The organism is Cohnella candidum, from assembly GCF_003713065.1.
Classification (GTDB): domain Bacteria; phylum Bacillota; class Bacilli; order Paenibacillales; family Paenibacillaceae; genus Cohnella; species Cohnella candidum.
The window spans coordinates 1,901,081-1,918,569 of sequence record NZ_CP033433.1; the positions used below are offsets into that span (position 1 = coordinate 1,901,081).

Sequence of the window (17,489 nt, forward strand, 5' to 3'; positions counted from 1 at the left end):
GAAACCGCCCCTCGCCGCATGGCGAAAGGGCGGTTTTTTCATTTACATTTCAATAGGCTTCGCTTCGCTGCGCTCGGCTGAACCCCAGATAACGCGTTCCCTGAAACGAAAGCTTGCCGTTGTCGCCTTCGGCCAGCATGCCGAACTCGGCTCCGTTTATGCGGAATTCCATACGGTCCCCGCTCTGCACTTCGAACGTCGCGTAGTACGTCGTGCTGGAGGTCGTCGAATGCTGAAAGGAATCGTTTCCGTCGCTATGGTGGTGATGGGACACATGCGTCCTTTTGCTGACCAATCGGGCATCCACGGTCAACACCGGCTGCGCGTTATTCCGGTTCCACTGGGCGATTCCCCGGATCGCGCTGAACGCGATAATCCCGAGCACGACAATGAAAAACAAAGGAATGATCGTCCCCATCGCTCCGAAACCGCCGTCAAAGCCGCCGAAACCCGGATCGTTACCGAACATGCGCCCACCCGCCTCTTTCGCCTTGAGTTGGAATCCTCTTACAATAAATACGACGCACCCGTCCAAATGTTACGTCCGTCCCGCAAAAAAATTCCTTGCTCGCTCGGAGCAAGGAATTCGTTGTCTGAGGGCTTATTTGCCCGTTCTGAATTTCTGCGTATGGGCGCGGGCTTCCTCGACGTTGGAGACGCGGTTGCGGCTCCATTCCAGCAAAATCCGGTCGATATACCGAAAATGGAGCTTGCCGGCGAACACCGATTCTTTCAGCGCGAACAGCACCAGATCTTCGTCGTAGCCGTCCTTGTCCAGCCACCCGTTGATCGTCTCGACCTCCATTGGCGACAACGGCCGGCCGAATTCCTGCTCGAACACCGCGAACAGGTTCGTCGCTCCCCCGAAGACGGATGTCTTCGACACGGGAGGACGCGCGGCATGGCGGGCATCAAGAGAATCCGGCGACGCGGAGGCGTCGCCCCCGCCCGTACGCAGCGGGAACTCTCCCGCCGCGAGGAGCGCGCCGATCTTCTGGAACAGGCCGGACAGGTTATAGCGGTCGGACTGGACGCCTGTCACCGGGTCGACCATTTCGTCGATGCCGACGAGCCCTTGTTTCACGAGCTTCTGCATCGCTTGGCCGACGACGGACGGCGAGGATCCGAGACGCTCCTGCAGCTGTTCCATCGTCGGAAATTCGATCTGCTCCAATTGGCGGAAAGCCAGGAGCTGAATCAGCAGCATCACTTCCGTGTCGCTCAGTTTGAGAGCCCGGTATGTCCTGAGCAGCGCATACGGAATGCTGGCCGCGCCGTCCATATAGGCTTCGGCCAAGCCGCGCGCGATACCTCCCCGATCGTCCATTGTTCCGCCTCCTTTGTCTTATTCGTGTTCGTTGGGAATTTATTACGGATACAAGCGGTAAAGCATCCGAGGAAACGCGATCGTTTCCCGCACGTGCTCCAAGCCGCAAATCCAGGATACGGTTCTTTCCAAGCCCAATCCGAATCCGGAGTGCGGCACGGTGCCGTAACGGCGCAGGTCCAAATACCATTGGTAGGCTTCCGGAGACAGTTCATGCTCCTTGAAGCGTTCCTCCATCAATCCCGGATCGTCGATCCGCTGCGAGCCTCCGATGATTTCCCCGTAGCCTTCGGGCGCGATCATGTCGGCGCACAGGACCACTTCCGGCCTGGACGGATCGGGCTTCATATAGAACGCCTTGATGCCCGTCGGATAGTGCGTGATGAAGAGCGGCCGGTCGAATTTCTCGGCCAGCGCCGTTTCGTGCGGCGCGCCGAAATCTTCGCCCCAAGGCAGCTCCATGCCGAGCTCCCCGAGCATCTTGATCGCTTCGTCGTACGTGATGCGGGGGAACGGCGGCTTCACGCGTTCGAGCGCGGAGATGTCCCGCTCCAGCGTCTCCAGCTCGGGACGGCAGTTCTCGAGCACCTTGCCGACCACGTGCGAGACGAACTGCTCCTGCACCCTCAAGTTCTCTTCGTGGTCCACGAAAGCCATTTCCGGTTCGATCATCCAAAACTCGATCAAGTGGCGGCGGGTTTTGGACTTTTCCGCGCGGAACGTCGGGCCGAACGAATACACCTTGCCGAGCGCCATCGCCGCGGCTTCCATGTAAAGCTGGCCGCTCTGCGTCAGGTAGGCGTCCTCGTCGAAATATTTGATATGGAACAGCTCGGTCGTCCCTTCCGCAGACGATGGCGTCAGAATCGGCGGATCGACGAGCGTGAAGCCATTCCGGTCGAAAAACTCCTGAATGGCGGAAATGATTTGGGCGCGGATGCGCATGATCGCCCGCTGCCTCGGCGCGCGCAGCCACAGGTGGCGATGGTCCATCAGGAAATCGACGCCGTGCTCCTTGGGCGTAATCGGATAATCCTGCGTGATCTGGATGATTTCGATTCCCGTGACGGACAGCTCGTACCCGGATTTGCTCCGCGGATCTTCGCGGACAACGCCGGTCACGTACAGGGAGCTTTCCTGCGTCAGCTTGCCCGCGTTCTCCCAGGCTTCCTCGGATACCTCTTCTTTGACCAGAACGCCCTGGATGAAGCCGGTTCCGTCGCGAAGCTGCAAAAACTGGATTTTGCCGCTGGACCGCCGGCGCGTCAGCCAGCCGCCGAACGTCACCGATTCTCCGACGTGTTGGCCGACTTCCGAAATCGTGACTTTATTTTGCATATTCATTTTCCCCTTCCCGTAATGTCGTTTCGCGAAACCGCCTCAGGATTGCCGCACCAGACGGTAGGTGTCGCGGGCGATCAGCAGTTCCTCGTTCGTGGGCACGACCAGCGCAGCCACCTTAGAGTCATCGGTCGTGATCTTCCTCGGCTCGCCGGAACGTTCCGCATTGCGCTGTTCGTCGAGCGCGAGACCGAAGAAAGACAGGCCTTCGCATACCCGCTTGCGGAGCACGTCGGAATTTTCCCCGACGCCCGCGGTAAACACGACGGCGTCCAAGCCGTTCATGGCGGCGGCGTATGCGCCGATGTATTTGCGAATGCGGTAGGCGTACATCTCGAAGGCGAGCCTCGCACTCTCGTTGCCTTCGTTCATCGCCTGCACGACCTCGCGCATGTCGCTGCTGACGCCGGAAACCGCGAGCAGGCCGCTGTGCTTGTTCAGCATCGAATTCACTTCGTTCAGCGTCAGGTCTTCCTTGTTGATCGTGAACGGAACGACGGCCGGATCCAGGTCGCCGCTGCGGGTCCCCATCATCAAGCCTTCAAGCGGCGTCATGCCCATGCTCGTGTCGTACGATTTGCCGTGGAGCACGGCCGTGCAGCTGGCGCCGTTGCCGATGTGGCAGACGACCAGCTTCAGGTCCGCGAGCGGCCGGCCGAGCAGCTCCGCCGCGCCTCGGACGACGTAATCCACGGAGGTGCCGTGGAAGCCGTAACGGCGGATTTTGTGCTTCCTGTAGAGTACCGTGGGGATCGCGTACAAATACGAGGTCGGCGGCATCGATTGGTGAAACGCCGTATCGAATACGACGGCCTGAGGGACGTCCGGGAGGTTCGCCTCAACGGCGGTGATCCCCGTCATGTGAGCCGGATTGTGCAGCGGCGCCAAATCGAACAGCCGGCGGATCTCCAGCTTCACTTCCTGCGTCACCAATGCCGACTCGCCGAACGACTCGCCTCCGTGCACGACCCGGTGCCCGACGGCTTGGATTTCGCGGATCGAACCGAGCACGCCGAAATCCCGGTGCGTCAGCATGTCGAGCACTTTCCGGACGGCCGTCGTGTGGTCGAGGATTTCGCTGACTTCGCGGATCTCCGGCTTGTTCTCCACCTCGTGGGACAAGATGGACGATTCCATGCCGATCCGTTCCACCCGGCCCTTCGCCATGACGGACTCGTCTTCCATGTCATAGAGCTGGTATTTCAAGGAGGAGCTTCCCGAGTTGATGACCAATACCTTCATGGGAGCCTGTCACCGTCCTTGCCGTATTGGAAAAAGCCGACCCCGGTTTTGACGCCGAGCTGGCCGGCGCGCACCTTCTTCTTAAGCAGGAATGACGGACGGTATTTGAGCTCCCCGTATTCCCGGAACATCCGTTCCAGCGCGGCCAAAACGGAATCAAGGCCGAACCGGTCCGCCATCTCGAGCGGGCCGCGCTCGAACTGATAGCCGATCCGCATCGCGGTGTCGATGTCTTCCGGCGACGCGACGCCTTCCTCCATCAGATGCAGCGCTTCGTTGATCAACAGACAGATGAGCCGGGTCGTGACGAAGCCCGGGGACTCGTACACCATGACCCCTTTTTTGTCGAGGACCATTTCGGTAAAGCTTTTCGTTCTGTCGAACGTGTCGTCCGACGTTTGCAGCCCCCGGATGATTTCCACCACGTCGACCCGGAACGCCGGATAGACGAAATGCATGCCGATGACCCGCTCGGGATGCTGCGTGACGCCGGCCAGCTCCGTTAAACTAAGCGTCGACGTGTTGCTGGCGAGCACCGACGTCTCCGGCAAAAAGCGGTCGAGCTCTTCGAACACTTGTTTTTTCAGATCCAAATCCTCGCTGACGGTCTCGATGACCAGATCGCATTCTCCGAGATCCTGCAGAGATTTTTGCTTATGTATGCGGTTCAGGATCAGCTTCTTCTCCGCGGCCGTGATCGCCCATCTTTCCATTTGGCGGTCCAGGCTCGCTTCCAGCATCTCCAGCGCCGATTCCAGATGCTCCTGGGACTTCTCGACGAGAAGCACGTCCAATCCCTTGACGGCCAGCATCTCGGCGATGCTCCGGCCCATCGTGCCCGCGCCTACGACTCCGATCGTGCGAAACATGTTGTTCGTCCTCCCCCTGCGACGTTAAACCATTCCGTAAACGGGATATTCCCATCTTATCATAACGGGAAGTCACACGGTAATGGAGCGCGCGGCGGTTCAACGACAAAAATCGTCCGGAGGCCAAGCAAGCCCCGGACGATTCTTTGACATGCGAAATGATGGACCTAAAGCCCTCTCATGTAGGTAATCCAGCGCTGGACGTACCCGTCTTGCGCCCACTGGACCATCACTACGGATTCTCCTGCCCCGAGAGGAATGCTGACCGTGTCCGGCGAAACGGACTTCCCTTCCCGCACGGCATGAACGCGGATTTCACGGCCCGTCACGACGCCCAGCACGTTGCCGTAAGTGAACGCGTCCTGTGCGCCGGGCTCGATCGCCTGGATATCCTCCCAGGACATCGTAAGCACGTCGTGCTGGACAAGCTGCGACGGCAATGCCGAGGGCAGACCGTCGACCGTCTTGGATACCGCTACCCATTGTCCCGGATTCCTGCTCACGCTCCATTGCTGAACGCCGGCGACCGAAGGCTCGGCATTCGGAAACAAGTCGCGGAGGGCGGTATGCGGTTCCGAAGCAGCCGTCTTCGCCTTCAAGTTGATCTGGTTGATATGTTTGACCCACCAGTTGACGGCGGGTGCTCCCTGTCCGTCTTTGACGGTAGATTCCACGGCCAAGTAGGCGTTGCCGGCGTAGAGAACCCGTTCGGAGAGCAGATAATCGGGCACCGCGACCGCGGCATCGAGCTTGGTCGATTTCCGGTTCGTTGCCTGGGTCGCTTGCAGCGTTTGCCGGCCGTCCGCCGATTCCACCGCGGCGATATGCCAAAAATTTTGCCCATACGGCATGTACAATCCGGCGGTGTTCGCCATCAAGCCAAGCTCGTCGGGATCGCTGCCCTTCGGGGCCACCAGCACCGTCCGGTAGCGGCTCGTCGGGAAGGACCCCGATTCCTTGCGGTCGGTCCGAAGTCCGATGAGGAGAGCATATGGCGTAGCTTTGGGCGACGCGAGCGCAGTAGGCACCGGCGTGCTTGCCTGTACCGGCGACGCGATCGCTTCTTCCGACTGCCGCCCCCGCTCCAACGGGCCGTTCCACAGCCAAATCCCGAGAAGGATCAAAGCGAACGATGCGAATGCCGCCGCGGGCAGGCGCCAAGCGAACCGGCGCGGAGACCTTCGTCCGCCCCGTTCCGCGTCGATGCGCTCCCGGATCTTCTTTTTCAGCTCTTCATCGAATCCGGCCCGCGCGAACGGGTCACGTCCCAGCTGTTCCTTCAGTTCCTTGTCACTTAGGTCCATGTTCGCTCTGCTCCTTCATCTTGGCTAGTTTTTGGCGGGCGTGGAACAACCGGGATTTAACGGTTCCTTCCGTGACTCCGAGAACGTCGGCCATTTCCTTCATGGAAAGTTGATGGTGGGCGAACAGGATGATCGCTTCCCGGTATTTCGCCGGAAGTTGAAGCACCATGTCCCACATTTCGCTCATGGCCCATTTTTCCATCGATTCCTGCTCGACCGAACGGTTCTCTCCCCTCTCCTCCAGCCAATCGGATAACGTCACCTTGCGTAAAAATGCGGAACGCTGAAAATCGATCGCGGTATTGCGCGTTATCGTAAGCAGCCAAGTTTTGACGGAGGCGTCCCGCCGGAAAGCGTGAATGTGCCGGTAAACCTTGATGAACACTTCCTGGCTGATGTCGTCGGCCATATCCCATTTGCGGGTGATGCTGTACGCGTAATTCCAAACTTCCTTGCCGTAGGCGGTCATCAGCTCTTCCAGCAGCGCCTTCGGGTCGTCCGTTTCCACCATGTATTTCAAGTAGTCCATATTCGTCTCGGAGTTCAAAGCCCAGCACCTCAATTCCTTAGACGATCCGAAATCGGATCCGGTTCAATCATTCGGACGCATGCCAAGCGGGAAAGTTGCCGTCCTTTCGATACTATACCTGAAATCCGCGAAAAAAAGGGCCTTTCCCATCGGTTTGGGAAGGCCCTTTAGGCAAAATTTAAGAGGCGACGGGATTCGCCGGAGAGACGGCCAAACATTCGCGAAGCCGGTCTCCCGACAGCGTCTCTTCCTTCACAAGGATGGACAGCAACTGGTCGAACTTCGCGCGGTTCTCTCCCAGATGCTTGCGCGTACGGTCCATCAACCCGTTCAAAATGTTGGCGTTCTCCTTCGCCCATTCTACCTGCGTCAACGCTTGCGGATGGATGATGCCGAGCTCCGACATGCCGGATTCGATCAGCGTCTTCACGATGCCGGTCGCCTGCTCGAAGTCCCCCCTCGAGCCGGTGCTGCGTCCGCCGTAAATCAATTCCTCGGCCGCGGCTCCGCCCAGGGCGATCATGATTTGATCCTCCAGCGTCTGTTTCGTGTACAGGTAGCTGTCCTTGCGGGGGTGGTGGCGCACATAGCCCAGCGCCTGGCCCCTCGGCGTAAGCGACACTTGCGCGACGCTGCCGGGACGGAGAACCTCCGCCATGATGGCGTGCCCGAGCTCGTGCATGGCGACGCGCTCGCGTTCTTCCCGGGTCGTCTCCCGGTCCGTCCGCTCGCCCATCATGACTTTGTCGATCGCTTGCGTCAAATCCGTCTGGCTCAACTGCTCGCGTTCTTCACGCAGCGCATAGATGGCCGCTTCGTTCATGACGCTCTCCAATTGGGCGCCGGAGAAGCCGAACGTTTCCTCCGCCACCCGGTCGAGCGATACGCCCTCTTCGAGAGGCTTGTTGCGGGCATGAAGCTGCAGAATATGCTCGCGGCCTTTCTTGTCCGGCAGATCGACTTGGATATGACGGTCGAAACGGCCGGGACGGAGCAATGCGGGATCCAGCAGCTCTTTCCGGTTCGTCGCCGCGATGAGCAGAATACGGATGTTTTCGTTGCCTTGGATGCCGTCCATCTCGGTAAGCAGCTGGTTCAGCGTTTGGTCGTATTCCCGATGCTGACCGCCGTCGCGTTTGCCGCCGATGCCGTCGATTTCGTCAATGAAGACGACGGCGGAATTGAGCTTCAGCTTCGCGGCCTGGGCGCGGGCTTCCTTGAACAGGTCCCGGATCCGGCTGGCGCCGACGCCGACGTACATTTCAACGAATTCGCTGCCGGATGCGGCCACGAACGCGGACTTCGTGAAATGCGCCGCCGCCTTCGCGAGCAGCGTTTTGCCGGTCCCTGGAGGCCCGGTCAGCAGAATGCCCTTCAGCGGGCGGATGCCCAGCTTCTTGATTTCCTCGCGTTTGACCATGAATTCGAGCGCTTCCGTCAATTCTTTCTTCGCTTGTTCCTGTCCGCCGATATCGTCGAAGGAGAGGAAAGTCGGCACCTTGGCGGCGCTTTTCTTGTTCATCGCGCCGACGGCGATGCCTCCGCGCGCCTTCGTAAGGAAGAACAGCGCAGTGGAAACGAGCAATAAGGTGATGATGGGCATCGGGGAAACCCCGACGTACATCAGGAATAACAGGAAAACGGGAACGAAGCCGATGGCGATTTCTTTCCCGTATGTTTTCAGCTTACGCATTCGGCCATACCCCCAAACTTGCCGCCTCGCGAGGGAGCACGACGAACTTCGCCGTTTTCCCGTCCACGAGCCGGATATATACGTTGTCATCGTCCATGTCGGTCGTCGCGGTCACGCCCGGAAAACGTGCGGACAGCTTGTCCATGGCATCCCGAATCTCGGAATAATGGCGCGTTTCCATGGCCTGCGCCACATCGAACAGCGAATAGCTCCAGGCTTTCTCGAGCTGATCGGACGTTTCCGATTCCACGTTGAACTCGAGCTTTTTGCCGCCGATTTGGCCGGCGCCTTCTTCCTTGACCTTGCGGTAGACTTCGGCGAGGTCCGCGTCGGGTTTCAACTTCACGTTAAGGACGATTTGGCCGGACGTCATGGAAGCCGCGGCCGATTGGACGCCGTTAACCGATTCCGCCACGCGGTCCAGCGGCTGCTCGACGCCGTAATGCCGGTACGTGATCCATCCGCCGAACAAGAGCGACGCCGACAGCGCGGCCGTAATCGCAAGCGGCACCATTTTGATTTTCATATCGCGTTGTCCTCCTTCATATTTTTGCTGTATTTATAGGAAAGTACGATCATGGTTAAATGACGAATAGAAACGCAAGCGTATAGCAACGAGTATATCAGTTTTAACCGCCGGTTTGGTGATCAAAAGCTTGGCAAGAACGCCAATGAAAAACGCCCCGTCGAAAGGAGGGGCGGATATCGGTTACGGCCGGCGGCAGATCGTTTGTATAACCTATTATACGTCATCTTAAACGTCCGGTGTCATGAAAGTATTCTCATTTTTGCTATAAAGTTTGATAGACGATTTGATAGATAGTTAGCAAGCATATCCGTATGCAAAAAAGCCGCATTTCGCTCCCTTCGAAAGGGTGAAATGCGGCAATCTCAGCATCATACGGCCTCTTTCCCCTTTAATTGCCGGGGAGATCGTAGGCTTTCAGTAAAGCACCTTCTTTAAACGAATAAAAATCGATGCCCTGCTGATCCGAAGCGGGCGATTTGCGATAGCGGATTTCCCACGCCGGCATACCGCCGAACCAGCCCGGCTGGACGCGAAGCGGCACCGCCGCGGGCCGATCGGCGGCGAATCGTTCCCGGATTCGCGATTCGGTATAGCCGTCGGACGCCTTCTCTTTGACGATGCCGTCGCTGCGTTCCCACAGGATCCACGACTGGCCGTCCTTGTCTTGGCCGGATACGATCCACAGCGAGTCATCCCAGGTATACCAGACGGCCTGGTCGATATCGGTCAACCCGCCTTGGACTTTGGCGATGGTGACCGCTCTCCGTTCATCCGCGCGATAACTCGAATCCGCCGTTCGGACGTAAAGGACGAACGCCAGGACGAGCAGCGCGACGAAAACGATGCCCGCGGCGACCCACTTTCCCATGGAGAGGGAAGTCAGCCTGCGCCTGCTTTCCGTTCGGCTGAGGCTCATCCCCTGAGCCTCTCGAAGCAGGCTTGCGCTTCGTAGCGAATCCTTTCCTCATCGAGCGTAAGCAGCTCGCCGCCCCGCAATAGCTGCCGGCCGTCCGCCCAAACGTGCTTCACGTCGGAGCCCGACGCTGCATAAACAAGATGGGAAATCAAGTCGGTGCGGGGCACGAAATGGGTTTGCGCCGTCGATACCGCGATGAAGTCGGCCTTCATGCCGGGCTTCAAGATGCCGGTCTGCCCTTCCAAGCCGAGCGCGCGGGCACCGTAAGTCGTGCCGAGGCGGAGAGCCTCCGCGGCCGGAATGACGGTCGGGTCCCCGGTGACGCCTTTATGAAGCAGGGCGGCAAGGCGGATCTCCTCGAACAGGTCCAGATTGTTGTTGCTTGCCACGCTGTCCGTCCCGAGACCCACGGTCACGCCAGCCGCGAGAAGTTCCGGCACGCGCGCCACTCCGCTAGCCAGCTTCAGGTTGCTGACCGGGTTATGCGAGACGGCGACGTTCCGTTCCGCCAGAAGGGCGATCTCCTCGTCCGTCAGATGGACGGCGTGGGCGACGAGCGCGGGACGGCTGAAGAAGCCGAGACGGTCCAAATGCTCCGGCGGGCGCACCCCGTAATCTCGGACGTTTTGCTCGACTTCGAACCTCGTTTCCGACATGTGCGTGTGCAGGGAAAGGTTCAATTCATGCGCGGCTTCCACGACTTTCACGATGAAATCGGGCGGGCACGTGTAAGGCGCGTGCGGACACATCATGACCGTAATGCGCCCGTCGGCGGCGCCGTGCCATTCGCGGGCGAAGGTGACGGCGTCCTGCAGTTTCGCCTTCTGGACGTCCTCCGGCACCATGCCGATCATGCCGCGCGTCAGCACGGCGCGCAAGCCGGACTGGTCCACGACTTCGCCGACCCGGTGCATGTGGTCGTACATATCCAGGAACGTCGTCGTTCCGGTTTTGATCATTTCCGCCGCGGCCAAGGCGCTGCCCCAGTATACGTCGTCACCGGTGAACTTGGCTTCCATCGGCCACATATGGTTCTGCAGCCAGTCCTGCAGCGCCAGATCGTCCGCATAGCCGCGAAGAAGGGACATCGCGGCGTGTCCGTGCGTGTTGACCAGCCCGGGCAGGAACAGCAAGTCTTGGCCGTCCACCGTTTCGGCGGCAGCCTCCAGCCACTCCGCAGGCGCCTCCCCTTCTCCCATGTCCGCGATGCGCGATCCTTCAACCGCCATCCAGCCTTTGAACAGCGGACGAGTATCGTCCATGGTCGCGAAATATCCGTTCGTGATCAGCCATCTTTTCATTCTTCGACGTCCCCTTGTTCTTTTCGCTTTTCATAATCCATGTAATAGGCCAAGCTGAGCAGTTCCGCCGTAAAGTCGGCGTAGTGGATCCGAACGCCTGCGGGCACTTTCAAGACGGACGGCGCGAAATTCAGGATGCCCTTGATTCCCGCGGCTACGAACCGGTCCGCCACGTTCTGCGCCTCGATGGCCGGAACGGTGATGATCCCGATCGCGATGCCGAGCCTGTCCACCGTCTCGCTGAGCTCCGACATCGGCTGCACGGTCATCTGGTTGATTTTCGTGCCCGTTTTGCCTGCATCGGCGTCGAAAACGGCGACGATTTTCATGTTGTCTTTCGTGTACATGTTGTAATTGCACAACGCGCGCCCCAGGTTGCCGGTGCCGACGAGGGCCACGTTGAGCGTTTTGTCCAATTTGAGGATGTGGCGGATCTTCTCGATCAAATAGGCCACGTTGTAACCGACGCCTTTGCGTCCGAATTCCCCGAAATAGGCCAAATCTTTGCGGATTTGCGCGGGATTGAGGTCCAGCTTCTCGCCGAGATCCTGAGACGATACCGTTTGGACGTCGGATAGGCTGAGCTCGTTCAGAAACCTCAAATATACCGGCAGCCGCCGCACGACCGCCTCCGATATTTTCTCCTGCTTCATCCGGCTTCTCCCCCTTCGTCCGCTGGTTTGACGGTTTCCGGCCTTCCCTCGTCAAGCCACTGCTTGACCCGGTCCGCCATGCCGGCCGTCGGCAAATGCTCCATTTTCGGTCCGGGCAGCGAGTACAGGAAGTATTTCCCGTAGCTCGTGTCGATGACCCTGGTGTCGTACAAAATGACGATCCCCCGGTCGGTCGCGGTGCGCACCAGTCTGCCGAAGCCCTGCTTGAAACGGATGACCGCCTGCGGAAGCGACAGCTTCATGAACGGGTTTTTCTTCTCCGCTTGCAGCTTTTCCGACTTCGCCTCGACCACCGGATGGTTCGGAGGCTGGAAGGGCAATCGTACGATAGCCAAGCACGTGAGCGCATCTCCCGGCAAATCGACGCCTTCCCAGTAGCTGCTCGTACCCAGCAGCACCGACGCCGGCTGGTCGCGGAATTGCTTGGTCAGACGGCTGCGGCTCGAGCCGTCGATTCCCTGGCCGAGCACCTGGATGCCGGCGGGCTCCAAGCTTTCCTTGAGCGGACCGTATACCGTCTTCAGCATACGATGCGACGTAAACAGGACGAGCATGCGTCCGCCGACGGTTTGGGCCACGTCGCGCAGCGAATCGGTCAAGGCCTGCACGAACGCGGCGTCGCCGTCCTTGCCCCGGATACCCGGAAAATCCCTCGGAATGAGCACGAGGGCTTGTTCGCGATAGCGGAACGGGGACGGCAGCTGCGAGGTCCGGAGCCGGCCTTCCTTCTCCGACTCGGCAAGGCCCAGCTGCTCCGTCACATATTGAAACGATTTGTCTACCGTCAAAGTCGCGGACGTCATGACGACGCTCGCCTTGCGGTCGAACAGGCCTTCCTTCAGCAGAGCGCTCACGTCGGCGGGCACGCCGTACATCCACACGGACCGGCCGCGGTATTGGAAGTGCGCTTCCGCCCAGTAGACATAGCCGGCTTCGCCCATCGTGACGAACGAAGACAAGTCCGCCCGGACCGCAGCCACGTCTTTCACGACGCCGCTCAGGTCCGTCAGAAGGCCCTGCAGCGAATAATCGTCGGTTTCTTCACGGATTTCCGCGATCAGCTTCTCCATCGGCCGGATGAAGTCGGACATCAGCTGGATGGCGTTGTCCGCGTCCACGCGAATGGCGTCCCACCCTTTCGGGAGCGCATCTTGCTTCAAGCGCAGCGTCAGGCTGCCCGTCTCGTCGGCGGCGGCTTGGCCCGCCAACAGTCCGAACAACGCTTCCGTCCAGCGTTCCCAGGATTCCCGAATATCGTTCAATTTGGCGGGCATGAGCTCCGCCTTCTCCACCCAAGCGGGCGCTTGGTCATGCGGAACGGATGCGAGTGCCGTCGCCAATTGTGGAATCAATCCGTTCCGGGAATCTTTCCAGAGCCGCTGCAACGGCATCGCGAGAGAGTTGTAGCCGGTTTTCTGTCCGAGATGCTGCCCCGCCACTTCTTCCAGATGATGGGCTTCATCCACGATCAAGCGGTCGTAGGACGGCAGCAATCGGTGCTCGGCGCGCATGTCCGTGAATACGAGCGCATGGTTCGTGATGACGAGGTCCGCTTTGCCCGCCTCGTTCCGCGCGCGGTGATAGAAGCATTTGTGGAACCACGGACAAGAGCGGTTCAGGCAAGACGCCGCGTCGCTGGCGACAGCGTCCCACTCTTCCTTGGAGCGGCCGAGATTCAGTTCCTCGCCCTCTCCGGTGGACGTTTCCGAGAGCCATACCGTCATGGCTCCCCGGGTCACCGCGTCTTCCTTGCCGAGCGCGTAGTCCGGCACCGAAACGCGGTTTTCGAATTTGCGGAGACACAGGTAGTTGCTTCGACCCTTGAAGACCGAAGCGCGGAACGATACGGGCAGCACCTTCTGCAGCAGCGGCAAATCCCGTTGGCGAAGCTGTTCCTGAAGCTGGATCGTGTGCGTCGTCACGACGATTTTTTTGGATTCCTTCAGACCATAATAGAGAGAGGGAAGCAGATAGCCGAGCGACTTTCCCGTTCCCGTGCCCGCTTCCACGAGCAAATGGGAATCCTGTTCGAGGGACTGCAGCACTTCGCCGAACATGATATCCTGGCCTTCCCTGGATTCATAGGCCGGAAGAAGTTCCTTCAGGTTGCGCCGAACTTCTTCGGAGAAATCCTCGAAAGAGGTTTCCGCCAGCCGGCGCGCAACGTCGCTCGCGTCTTCCTGCCGGTTGGCCGCGGCATCGTCGCTCCAATCGCCAACCTTCATCGCGAATTGGCGATGATAGTGGTAGCCCTCTTCATGGAATGCCGGCCGGATTTCCCGGTCTTGCAGCGTCATCGCGATCAGCCAGCCCAAATCGCTTCCTTCGGCGTCGAAAAGTGAACCGAGCCGCTGGAGCGTGAGCATCGGCAAGGAGCGCAATTTATTCAACCCGATCGAAAATAATTCCGCCGTCGCCAGCGCGTCGCTGTCCGCCTGGTGTGGACGGTCATGGCCGATGCCGAACGCCTGCGTGAGCGCCGAGAGTTGGTAGGACGGCAATATCGGATGCGTCAAACGCGTCAGCTCGACGGTATCCAGCATCCGGCCGGTGAACGGCAAATAGCCGCTGCGATCTAGAGCGGCCTGCAGGAAGCGGGCGTCGAATTCGACGTTGTGCCCGACCAGCACGGCGTCTTGGAGCAGCGGCACCATCTGCGCCAGCACTTCCTCGATGTCCGGAGCGTCTTGAACGTCTTCGTCCGAGATTCCGGTCAATTTGGAAATTTCGGCGGGAATGGGCTTCTCGGGCTTAACGAAGCTGGAGAACGTGGAACAGACGGTCCCCGCTTCGTCAATGACAGCGAGTCCCGCCTGGATGATTTCGTCTCTTTGATCGGACATGCCCGTCGTCTCGAAATCGAGCACGGCGAATTTCATGTATGACTTCCTTTCCCGAAGGCCTGCTGCCGGCGGTTAAGCTTCAAACCATTGCCTGAAGCTCCGCGCTGCCGAATTGCAGTTGCAGCTCTCCCCCGCCTTTCCGGCAGCATTCCAAGTTGCGGCGCGGATCGGCGAACGAGGGATCGGCCTCGATCGCTTTGCGAAAAAATTGCTGTGCCTGGTCAAAATGCGCGAACACCGCCTGGATGCACCCGAGCGCGTTGAACGCGATGGCTTGCAGCTTCGGCTCGTCGGCTAAAGCGGCAATCAGGCGAAAATGCCTTTGCGCTTCGGCCCATTCCTTCAGATGCATGCGCGACATGGCCAAGTACAGACGCGCGGCCAACATGTCCGGATAATGCCGGACCGTTTCTTCCAGTTGGTCGGCGGCCTGGACGAACATATGGAGCTTGAAGTACCCTTGGCCTTTCTGGAAAGGTCCGAGCAGAAGCTCCGGCTCCTGCGCGATCTCCCCCTGCTGGTCCAGTTCCCGGAATACGGCCAATTTGTCCTCGAATTGAAGCCAGCTTTCCACGATGTCGTCGCTCAGCGACTTGAGCGTATTCCACTGTTCCTGCATCCGGCTCCGTTCCTCGCCGGCAGCGTTCGGAAAACGGATAATCAGATCGTCTAGCGCTTCGTGCAGGGATTCGAACCATTGCCGGATGATGGACATGCGCGTTCCCCCTTGTCGCAGTGGCTGTATGCTCATTCTGCGTTTCGGGGGGTGCTTTCATACGCGTTACCAAACGGTCGAATGCGGCTCCTCCGCCATCAATTTGACAGGGCGGTTGGCTTCATCCATGATAGCGATTTTCGGCTTGTGCGAACGCGATTCTTCATCCGTCACGTACCCGTAGGCGATGATGATCACCTGGTCTCCCGGGTGTACGAGGCGGGCCGCCGCGCCGTTGAGGCAAATGACGCCGGAGCCTCTCGGGCCGGGAATCGCGTACGTTTCGAAACGGGCGCCGTTGTTGTTGTTCACGATTTGGACTTTCTCGTCGGGCAAAATGTCCACGAGCTCCATCAAATCCTGGTCGATCGTGACGCTGCCGACGTAGTTCAAGTTGGCTTCGGTCACGGTCGCGCGATGAATTTTCGATTTCATCATTTGACGAAACATATTATTTCACCTCCGAAGGGAACAATAGGACGTTATCGATCAATCGGGTTTTGCCGAAACGGACGGCCAAAGCCACGAGCAGCGGAACATTCGAATCCCGCAGCGGACGGTCCGGCGCCGGTTGCTTCAAATCCGGATAAGTCGCGATTTCCACGTAATCGATATCGGCGAGCGGTTGCGAACGGATACGGCCCCGGATCCGGACGGCCAATTCCGCTTCGGTCATGCCGTCTTCGATCCAGCCCGGCACTTGCGCGAGCGATTGCGACAGCACCAGCGCTTGCTTGCGCTCTTCCGGGGTCAGATACACGTTACGGGAGCTAAGCGCAAGCCCGTCTTCTTCCCGTACGGTCGGGCAAGGCACGATATCGATCGGCATGTGCAGGTCCCGCGTCATGCGCGCAATGACCGCCACCTGCTGCGCATCCTTGAGGCCGAAATAGGCACGATCCGGCTGCACGATATGGAACAGCTTCGATACGACCGTCGCGACGCCGTCAAAATGGCCGGGGCGGCTGGCCCCGCACAGCCGTTCGGTCACTTCGGACACGGTGACCTTCGTTCTCATCGGTTCCGGGTACATTTCCTCCACCGACGGCATGAACACCAGGTTCGCTCCGGCGGAGGACGCCACCGCGAGGTCGCGCCGTTCGTCTTTCGGATAGCGGTCGAAATCCTCGTTCGGCCCGAATTGAAGCGGATTGACGAAAATGCTGAGCACGGTGAGCCCATTCTCGCCCGCCGAACGGCGGATTAAGCTGGCATGGCCTTCGTGAAGGTAACCCATCGTGGGCACGAAGCCGACTTGGCCGTCCGGATTCCCGCGGCGGTAAGCCGCGATTTCTTCCCGAAGTTCGGCGATTTGCCGAACGATCTTGGGTGTCATGGGTTTTCTCCTCCATATAAGCGGGACGCAAGCGCCATTTCCTTGGCGGACGCTTCATCCAGCGGGAAGCCGTGTTTTTCTTCCGGGAAGCCGAGCGTCTTGACGTCGTTCACGTAAGCGGAAATCGCCTGGCGGATCGTTTCGCCGACGTCGGCGTAAGTTTTGACGAATCGTTTGTCGCGGATGCCCGAGCCGTAACGGATCAGGTCGTGATAAACGAGTACCTGCCCGTCGCAGCCCCTGCCCGCCCCGATGCCGATGGTCGGCACGCCGACGGACTTGGTTACGGCGGCCGCGAGCGGTTCCGTGACGAGCTCGAGCACGATGCCGAACACGCCGGCTTGCTCCAGCGCTTTGGCGTCGTCGAGCAGTTTTTCCGCCTCATGGCGGTCCTTGCCTTGCACCTTATAGCCGCCGATCGTGTGTACGGATTGCGGCGTCAGCCCCAGATGGCCGATCACGGGAATGCCGGCGGCCGTCAGCCTGCGGATTTCCTCGGCCAGGTCGGCGCCGCCTTCCATCTTCACGGCATGGGCGCCGCCTTCCCGCAGGAGACGGGCGGCATTGCGCAGCGTCTCTTCCGGGCCCAGGCGGTAGGTCGCGAACGGCATATCGGTCACGATCATCGTGCCGGGAGCTCCCCGTACGACCGATCGGGTGTGGTAGATCATATCTTCGAGCGTGACGGGCACGGTCGTGTCGTAACCGAGCACGACGTTGCCCAGCGAATCGCCGACCAGAATGATATCGACGCCCGCTTCCTCCGCCAATTTCGCGGAAGGGAAATCATAAGCGGTCAGCATGGCGATCGGCTTGCCCGCTTGTTTCATCGCTTTGATTTTAGGTACGGTTAAGGCTTGCTTCATGGGA

General features: G+C 59.5%; 17 protein-coding genes. All 17 read right to left on the reverse strand.

From position 1 onward, the window contains the following. Positions 1-49 precede the first annotated feature (49 nt). The 17 genes from EAV92_RS08910 to panB all read right to left on the reverse strand — a co-directional run bounded on the left by EAV92_RS08910 (position 50) and on the right by panB (position 17,485). A complete protein-coding gene (locus EAV92_RS08910; protein ID WP_123040753.1) occupies positions 50-469 on the reverse strand; it encodes a DUF2500 domain-containing protein in 420 nt (139 codons plus the stop codon). Between the two features lie 132 nt (positions 470-601). Continuing rightward, positions 602-1,327 (reverse strand): DnaD domain-containing protein, encoded by a 726-nt coding sequence (locus tag EAV92_RS08915; RefSeq protein ID WP_123040754.1) that lies wholly within the window; start codon positions 1,325-1,327, stop codon positions 602-604. 42 nt (positions 1,328-1,369) lie between these two features. Then, positions 1,370-2,665 (reverse strand): asparagine--tRNA ligase, encoded by a 1,296-nt coding sequence (asnS, locus tag EAV92_RS08920; protein WP_123040755.1) that lies wholly within the window; start codon positions 2,663-2,665, stop codon positions 1,370-1,372. A gap of 42 nt (positions 2,666-2,707) precedes the next feature. Continuing rightward, a complete protein-coding gene (locus EAV92_RS08925; RefSeq protein WP_123040756.1) occupies positions 2,708-3,910 on the reverse strand; it encodes an acetate/propionate family kinase in 1,203 nt (400 codons plus the stop codon). Further along, on the reverse strand, positions 3,907-4,779 hold the full coding sequence (locus tag EAV92_RS08930) for a 3-hydroxyacyl-CoA dehydrogenase family protein (RefSeq protein WP_123040757.1): 873 nt from the start codon (positions 4,777-4,779) through the stop codon (positions 3,907-3,909). The genes EAV92_RS08925 and EAV92_RS08930 overlap by 4 nt, the downstream gene beginning before the upstream one ends. Positions 4,780-4,946: 167 nt before the next feature. Then, positions 4,947-6,083 (reverse strand): hypothetical protein, encoded by a 1,137-nt coding sequence (locus tag EAV92_RS08935; RefSeq protein ID WP_123040758.1) that lies wholly within the window; start codon positions 6,081-6,083, stop codon positions 4,947-4,949. Further along, positions 6,070-6,630 carry an RNA polymerase sigma factor gene (locus tag EAV92_RS08940; protein ID WP_241158487.1) on the reverse strand — a complete coding sequence of 187 codons (561 nt, stop codon included), beginning with the start codon at positions 6,628-6,630 and terminating at the stop codon, positions 6,070-6,072. Before EAV92_RS08940 ends, EAV92_RS08935 begins: the two co-directional genes overlap by 14 nt. 160 nt (positions 6,631-6,790) lie before the next feature. Next, complete coding sequence (locus EAV92_RS08945; RefSeq protein ID WP_123043649.1) at positions 6,791-8,296, reverse strand: AAA family ATPase; 1,506 nt, start codon at positions 8,294-8,296, stop codon at positions 6,791-6,793. Position 8,297: 1 nt separating this feature from the next. Further along, a complete protein-coding gene (locus EAV92_RS08950) occupies positions 8,298-8,831 on the reverse strand; it encodes a hypothetical protein (RefSeq protein ID WP_123040759.1) in 534 nt (177 codons plus the stop codon). Between the two features lie 391 nt (positions 8,832-9,222). Next, positions 9,223-9,750: a cell wall elongation regulator TseB-like domain-containing protein gene (locus EAV92_RS08955; protein ID WP_123040760.1), complete on the reverse strand. Its 528-nt coding sequence runs from the start codon at positions 9,748-9,750 to the stop codon at positions 9,223-9,225. Beyond that, positions 9,747-11,051, reverse strand: coding sequence for an amidohydrolase (locus EAV92_RS08960; RefSeq protein ID WP_123040761.1), 1,305 nt, complete (start codon positions 11,049-11,051; stop codon positions 9,747-9,749). The genes EAV92_RS08955 and EAV92_RS08960 overlap by 4 nt, the downstream gene beginning before the upstream one ends. Beyond that, positions 11,048-11,704 carry a redox-sensing transcriptional repressor Rex gene (locus EAV92_RS08965; protein ID WP_123040762.1) on the reverse strand — a complete coding sequence of 219 codons (657 nt, stop codon included), beginning with the start codon at positions 11,702-11,704 and terminating at the stop codon, positions 11,048-11,050. The genes EAV92_RS08960 and EAV92_RS08965 overlap by 4 nt, the downstream gene beginning before the upstream one ends. Further along, positions 11,701-14,604: an ATP-dependent DNA helicase DinG gene (gene dinG / locus EAV92_RS08970; RefSeq protein WP_123040763.1), complete on the reverse strand. Its 2,904-nt coding sequence runs from the start codon at positions 14,602-14,604 to the stop codon at positions 11,701-11,703. Before dinG ends, EAV92_RS08965 begins: the two co-directional genes overlap by 4 nt. 43 nt (positions 14,605-14,647) lie before the next feature. Further along, positions 14,648-15,283 carry a hypothetical protein gene (locus tag EAV92_RS08975; protein WP_123040764.1) on the reverse strand — a complete coding sequence of 212 codons (636 nt, stop codon included), beginning with the start codon at positions 15,281-15,283 and terminating at the stop codon, positions 14,648-14,650. 66 nt (positions 15,284-15,349) lie between these two features. Next, positions 15,350-15,733 carry an aspartate 1-decarboxylase gene (gene panD, locus EAV92_RS08980; RefSeq protein WP_123040765.1) on the reverse strand — a complete coding sequence of 128 codons (384 nt, stop codon included), beginning with the start codon at positions 15,731-15,733 and terminating at the stop codon, positions 15,350-15,352. 1 nt (position 15,734) lies between these two features. After that, positions 15,735-16,619, reverse strand: coding sequence for a pantoate--beta-alanine ligase (gene panC / locus EAV92_RS08985; protein WP_123040766.1), 885 nt, complete (start codon positions 16,617-16,619; stop codon positions 15,735-15,737). Further along, positions 16,616-17,485, reverse strand: a complete 870-nt coding sequence (panB, locus tag EAV92_RS08990; protein ID WP_123040767.1) for a 3-methyl-2-oxobutanoate hydroxymethyltransferase — start codon at positions 17,483-17,485, stop codon at positions 16,616-16,618. Before panB ends, panC begins: the two co-directional genes overlap by 4 nt. Positions 17,486-17,489 lie beyond the last annotated feature (4 nt).

Excerpts from the sequence above, each read along its gene's own strand:
- EAV92_RS08925 (WP_123040756.1), bottom strand. The coding sequence starts at position 3,910 with ATGAAGGTATTGGTCATCAACTCGGGAAGCTCCTCCTTGAAATACCAG.
- EAV92_RS08960 (WP_123040761.1), bottom strand. The coding sequence starts at position 11,051 with ATGAAAAGATGGCTGATCACGAACGGATATTTCGCGACCATGGACGAT.
- EAV92_RS08935 (WP_123040758.1), bottom strand. The coding sequence starts at position 6,083 with ATGGACCTAAGTGACAAGGAACTGAAGGAACAGCTGGGACGTGACCCG.
- EAV92_RS08910 (WP_123040753.1), bottom strand. The coding sequence starts at position 469 with ATGTTCGGTAACGATCCGGGTTTCGGCGGCTTTGACGGCGGTTTCGGA.
- panB (WP_123040767.1), bottom strand. The coding sequence starts at position 17,485 with ATGAAGCAAGCCTTAACCGTACCTAAAATCAAAGCGATGAAACAAGCG.
- EAV92_RS08965 (WP_123040762.1), bottom strand. The coding sequence starts at position 11,704 with ATGAAGCAGGAGAAAATATCGGAGGCGGTCGTGCGGCGGCTGCCGGTA.
- EAV92_RS08955 (WP_123040760.1), bottom strand. The coding sequence starts at position 9,750 with ATGAGCCTCAGCCGAACGGAAAGCAGGCGCAGGCTGACTTCCCTCTCC.
- panD (WP_123040765.1), bottom strand. The coding sequence starts at position 15,733 with ATGTTTCGTCAAATGATGAAATCGAAAATTCATCGCGCGACCGTGACC.
- EAV92_RS08930 (WP_123040757.1), bottom strand. The coding sequence starts at position 4,779 with ATGTTTCGCACGATCGGAGTCGTAGGCGCGGGCACGATGGGCCGGAGC.
- EAV92_RS08975 (WP_123040764.1), bottom strand. The coding sequence starts at position 15,283 with ATGTCCATCATCCGGCAATGGTTCGAATCCCTGCACGAAGCGCTAGAC.
- panC (WP_123040766.1), bottom strand. The coding sequence starts at position 16,619 with ATGACACCCAAGATCGTTCGGCAAATCGCCGAACTTCGGGAAGAAATC.
- EAV92_RS08950 (WP_123040759.1), bottom strand. The coding sequence starts at position 8,831 with ATGAAAATCAAAATGGTGCCGCTTGCGATTACGGCCGCGCTGTCGGCG.
- dinG (WP_123040763.1), bottom strand. The coding sequence starts at position 14,604 with ATGAAATTCGCCGTGCTCGATTTCGAGACGACGGGCATGTCCGATCAA.
- EAV92_RS08915 (WP_123040754.1), bottom strand. The coding sequence starts at position 1,327 with ATGGACGATCGGGGAGGTATCGCGCGCGGCTTGGCCGAAGCCTATATG.
- asnS (WP_123040755.1), bottom strand. The coding sequence starts at position 2,665 with ATGCAAAATAAAGTCACGATTTCGGAAGTCGGCCAACACGTCGGAGAA.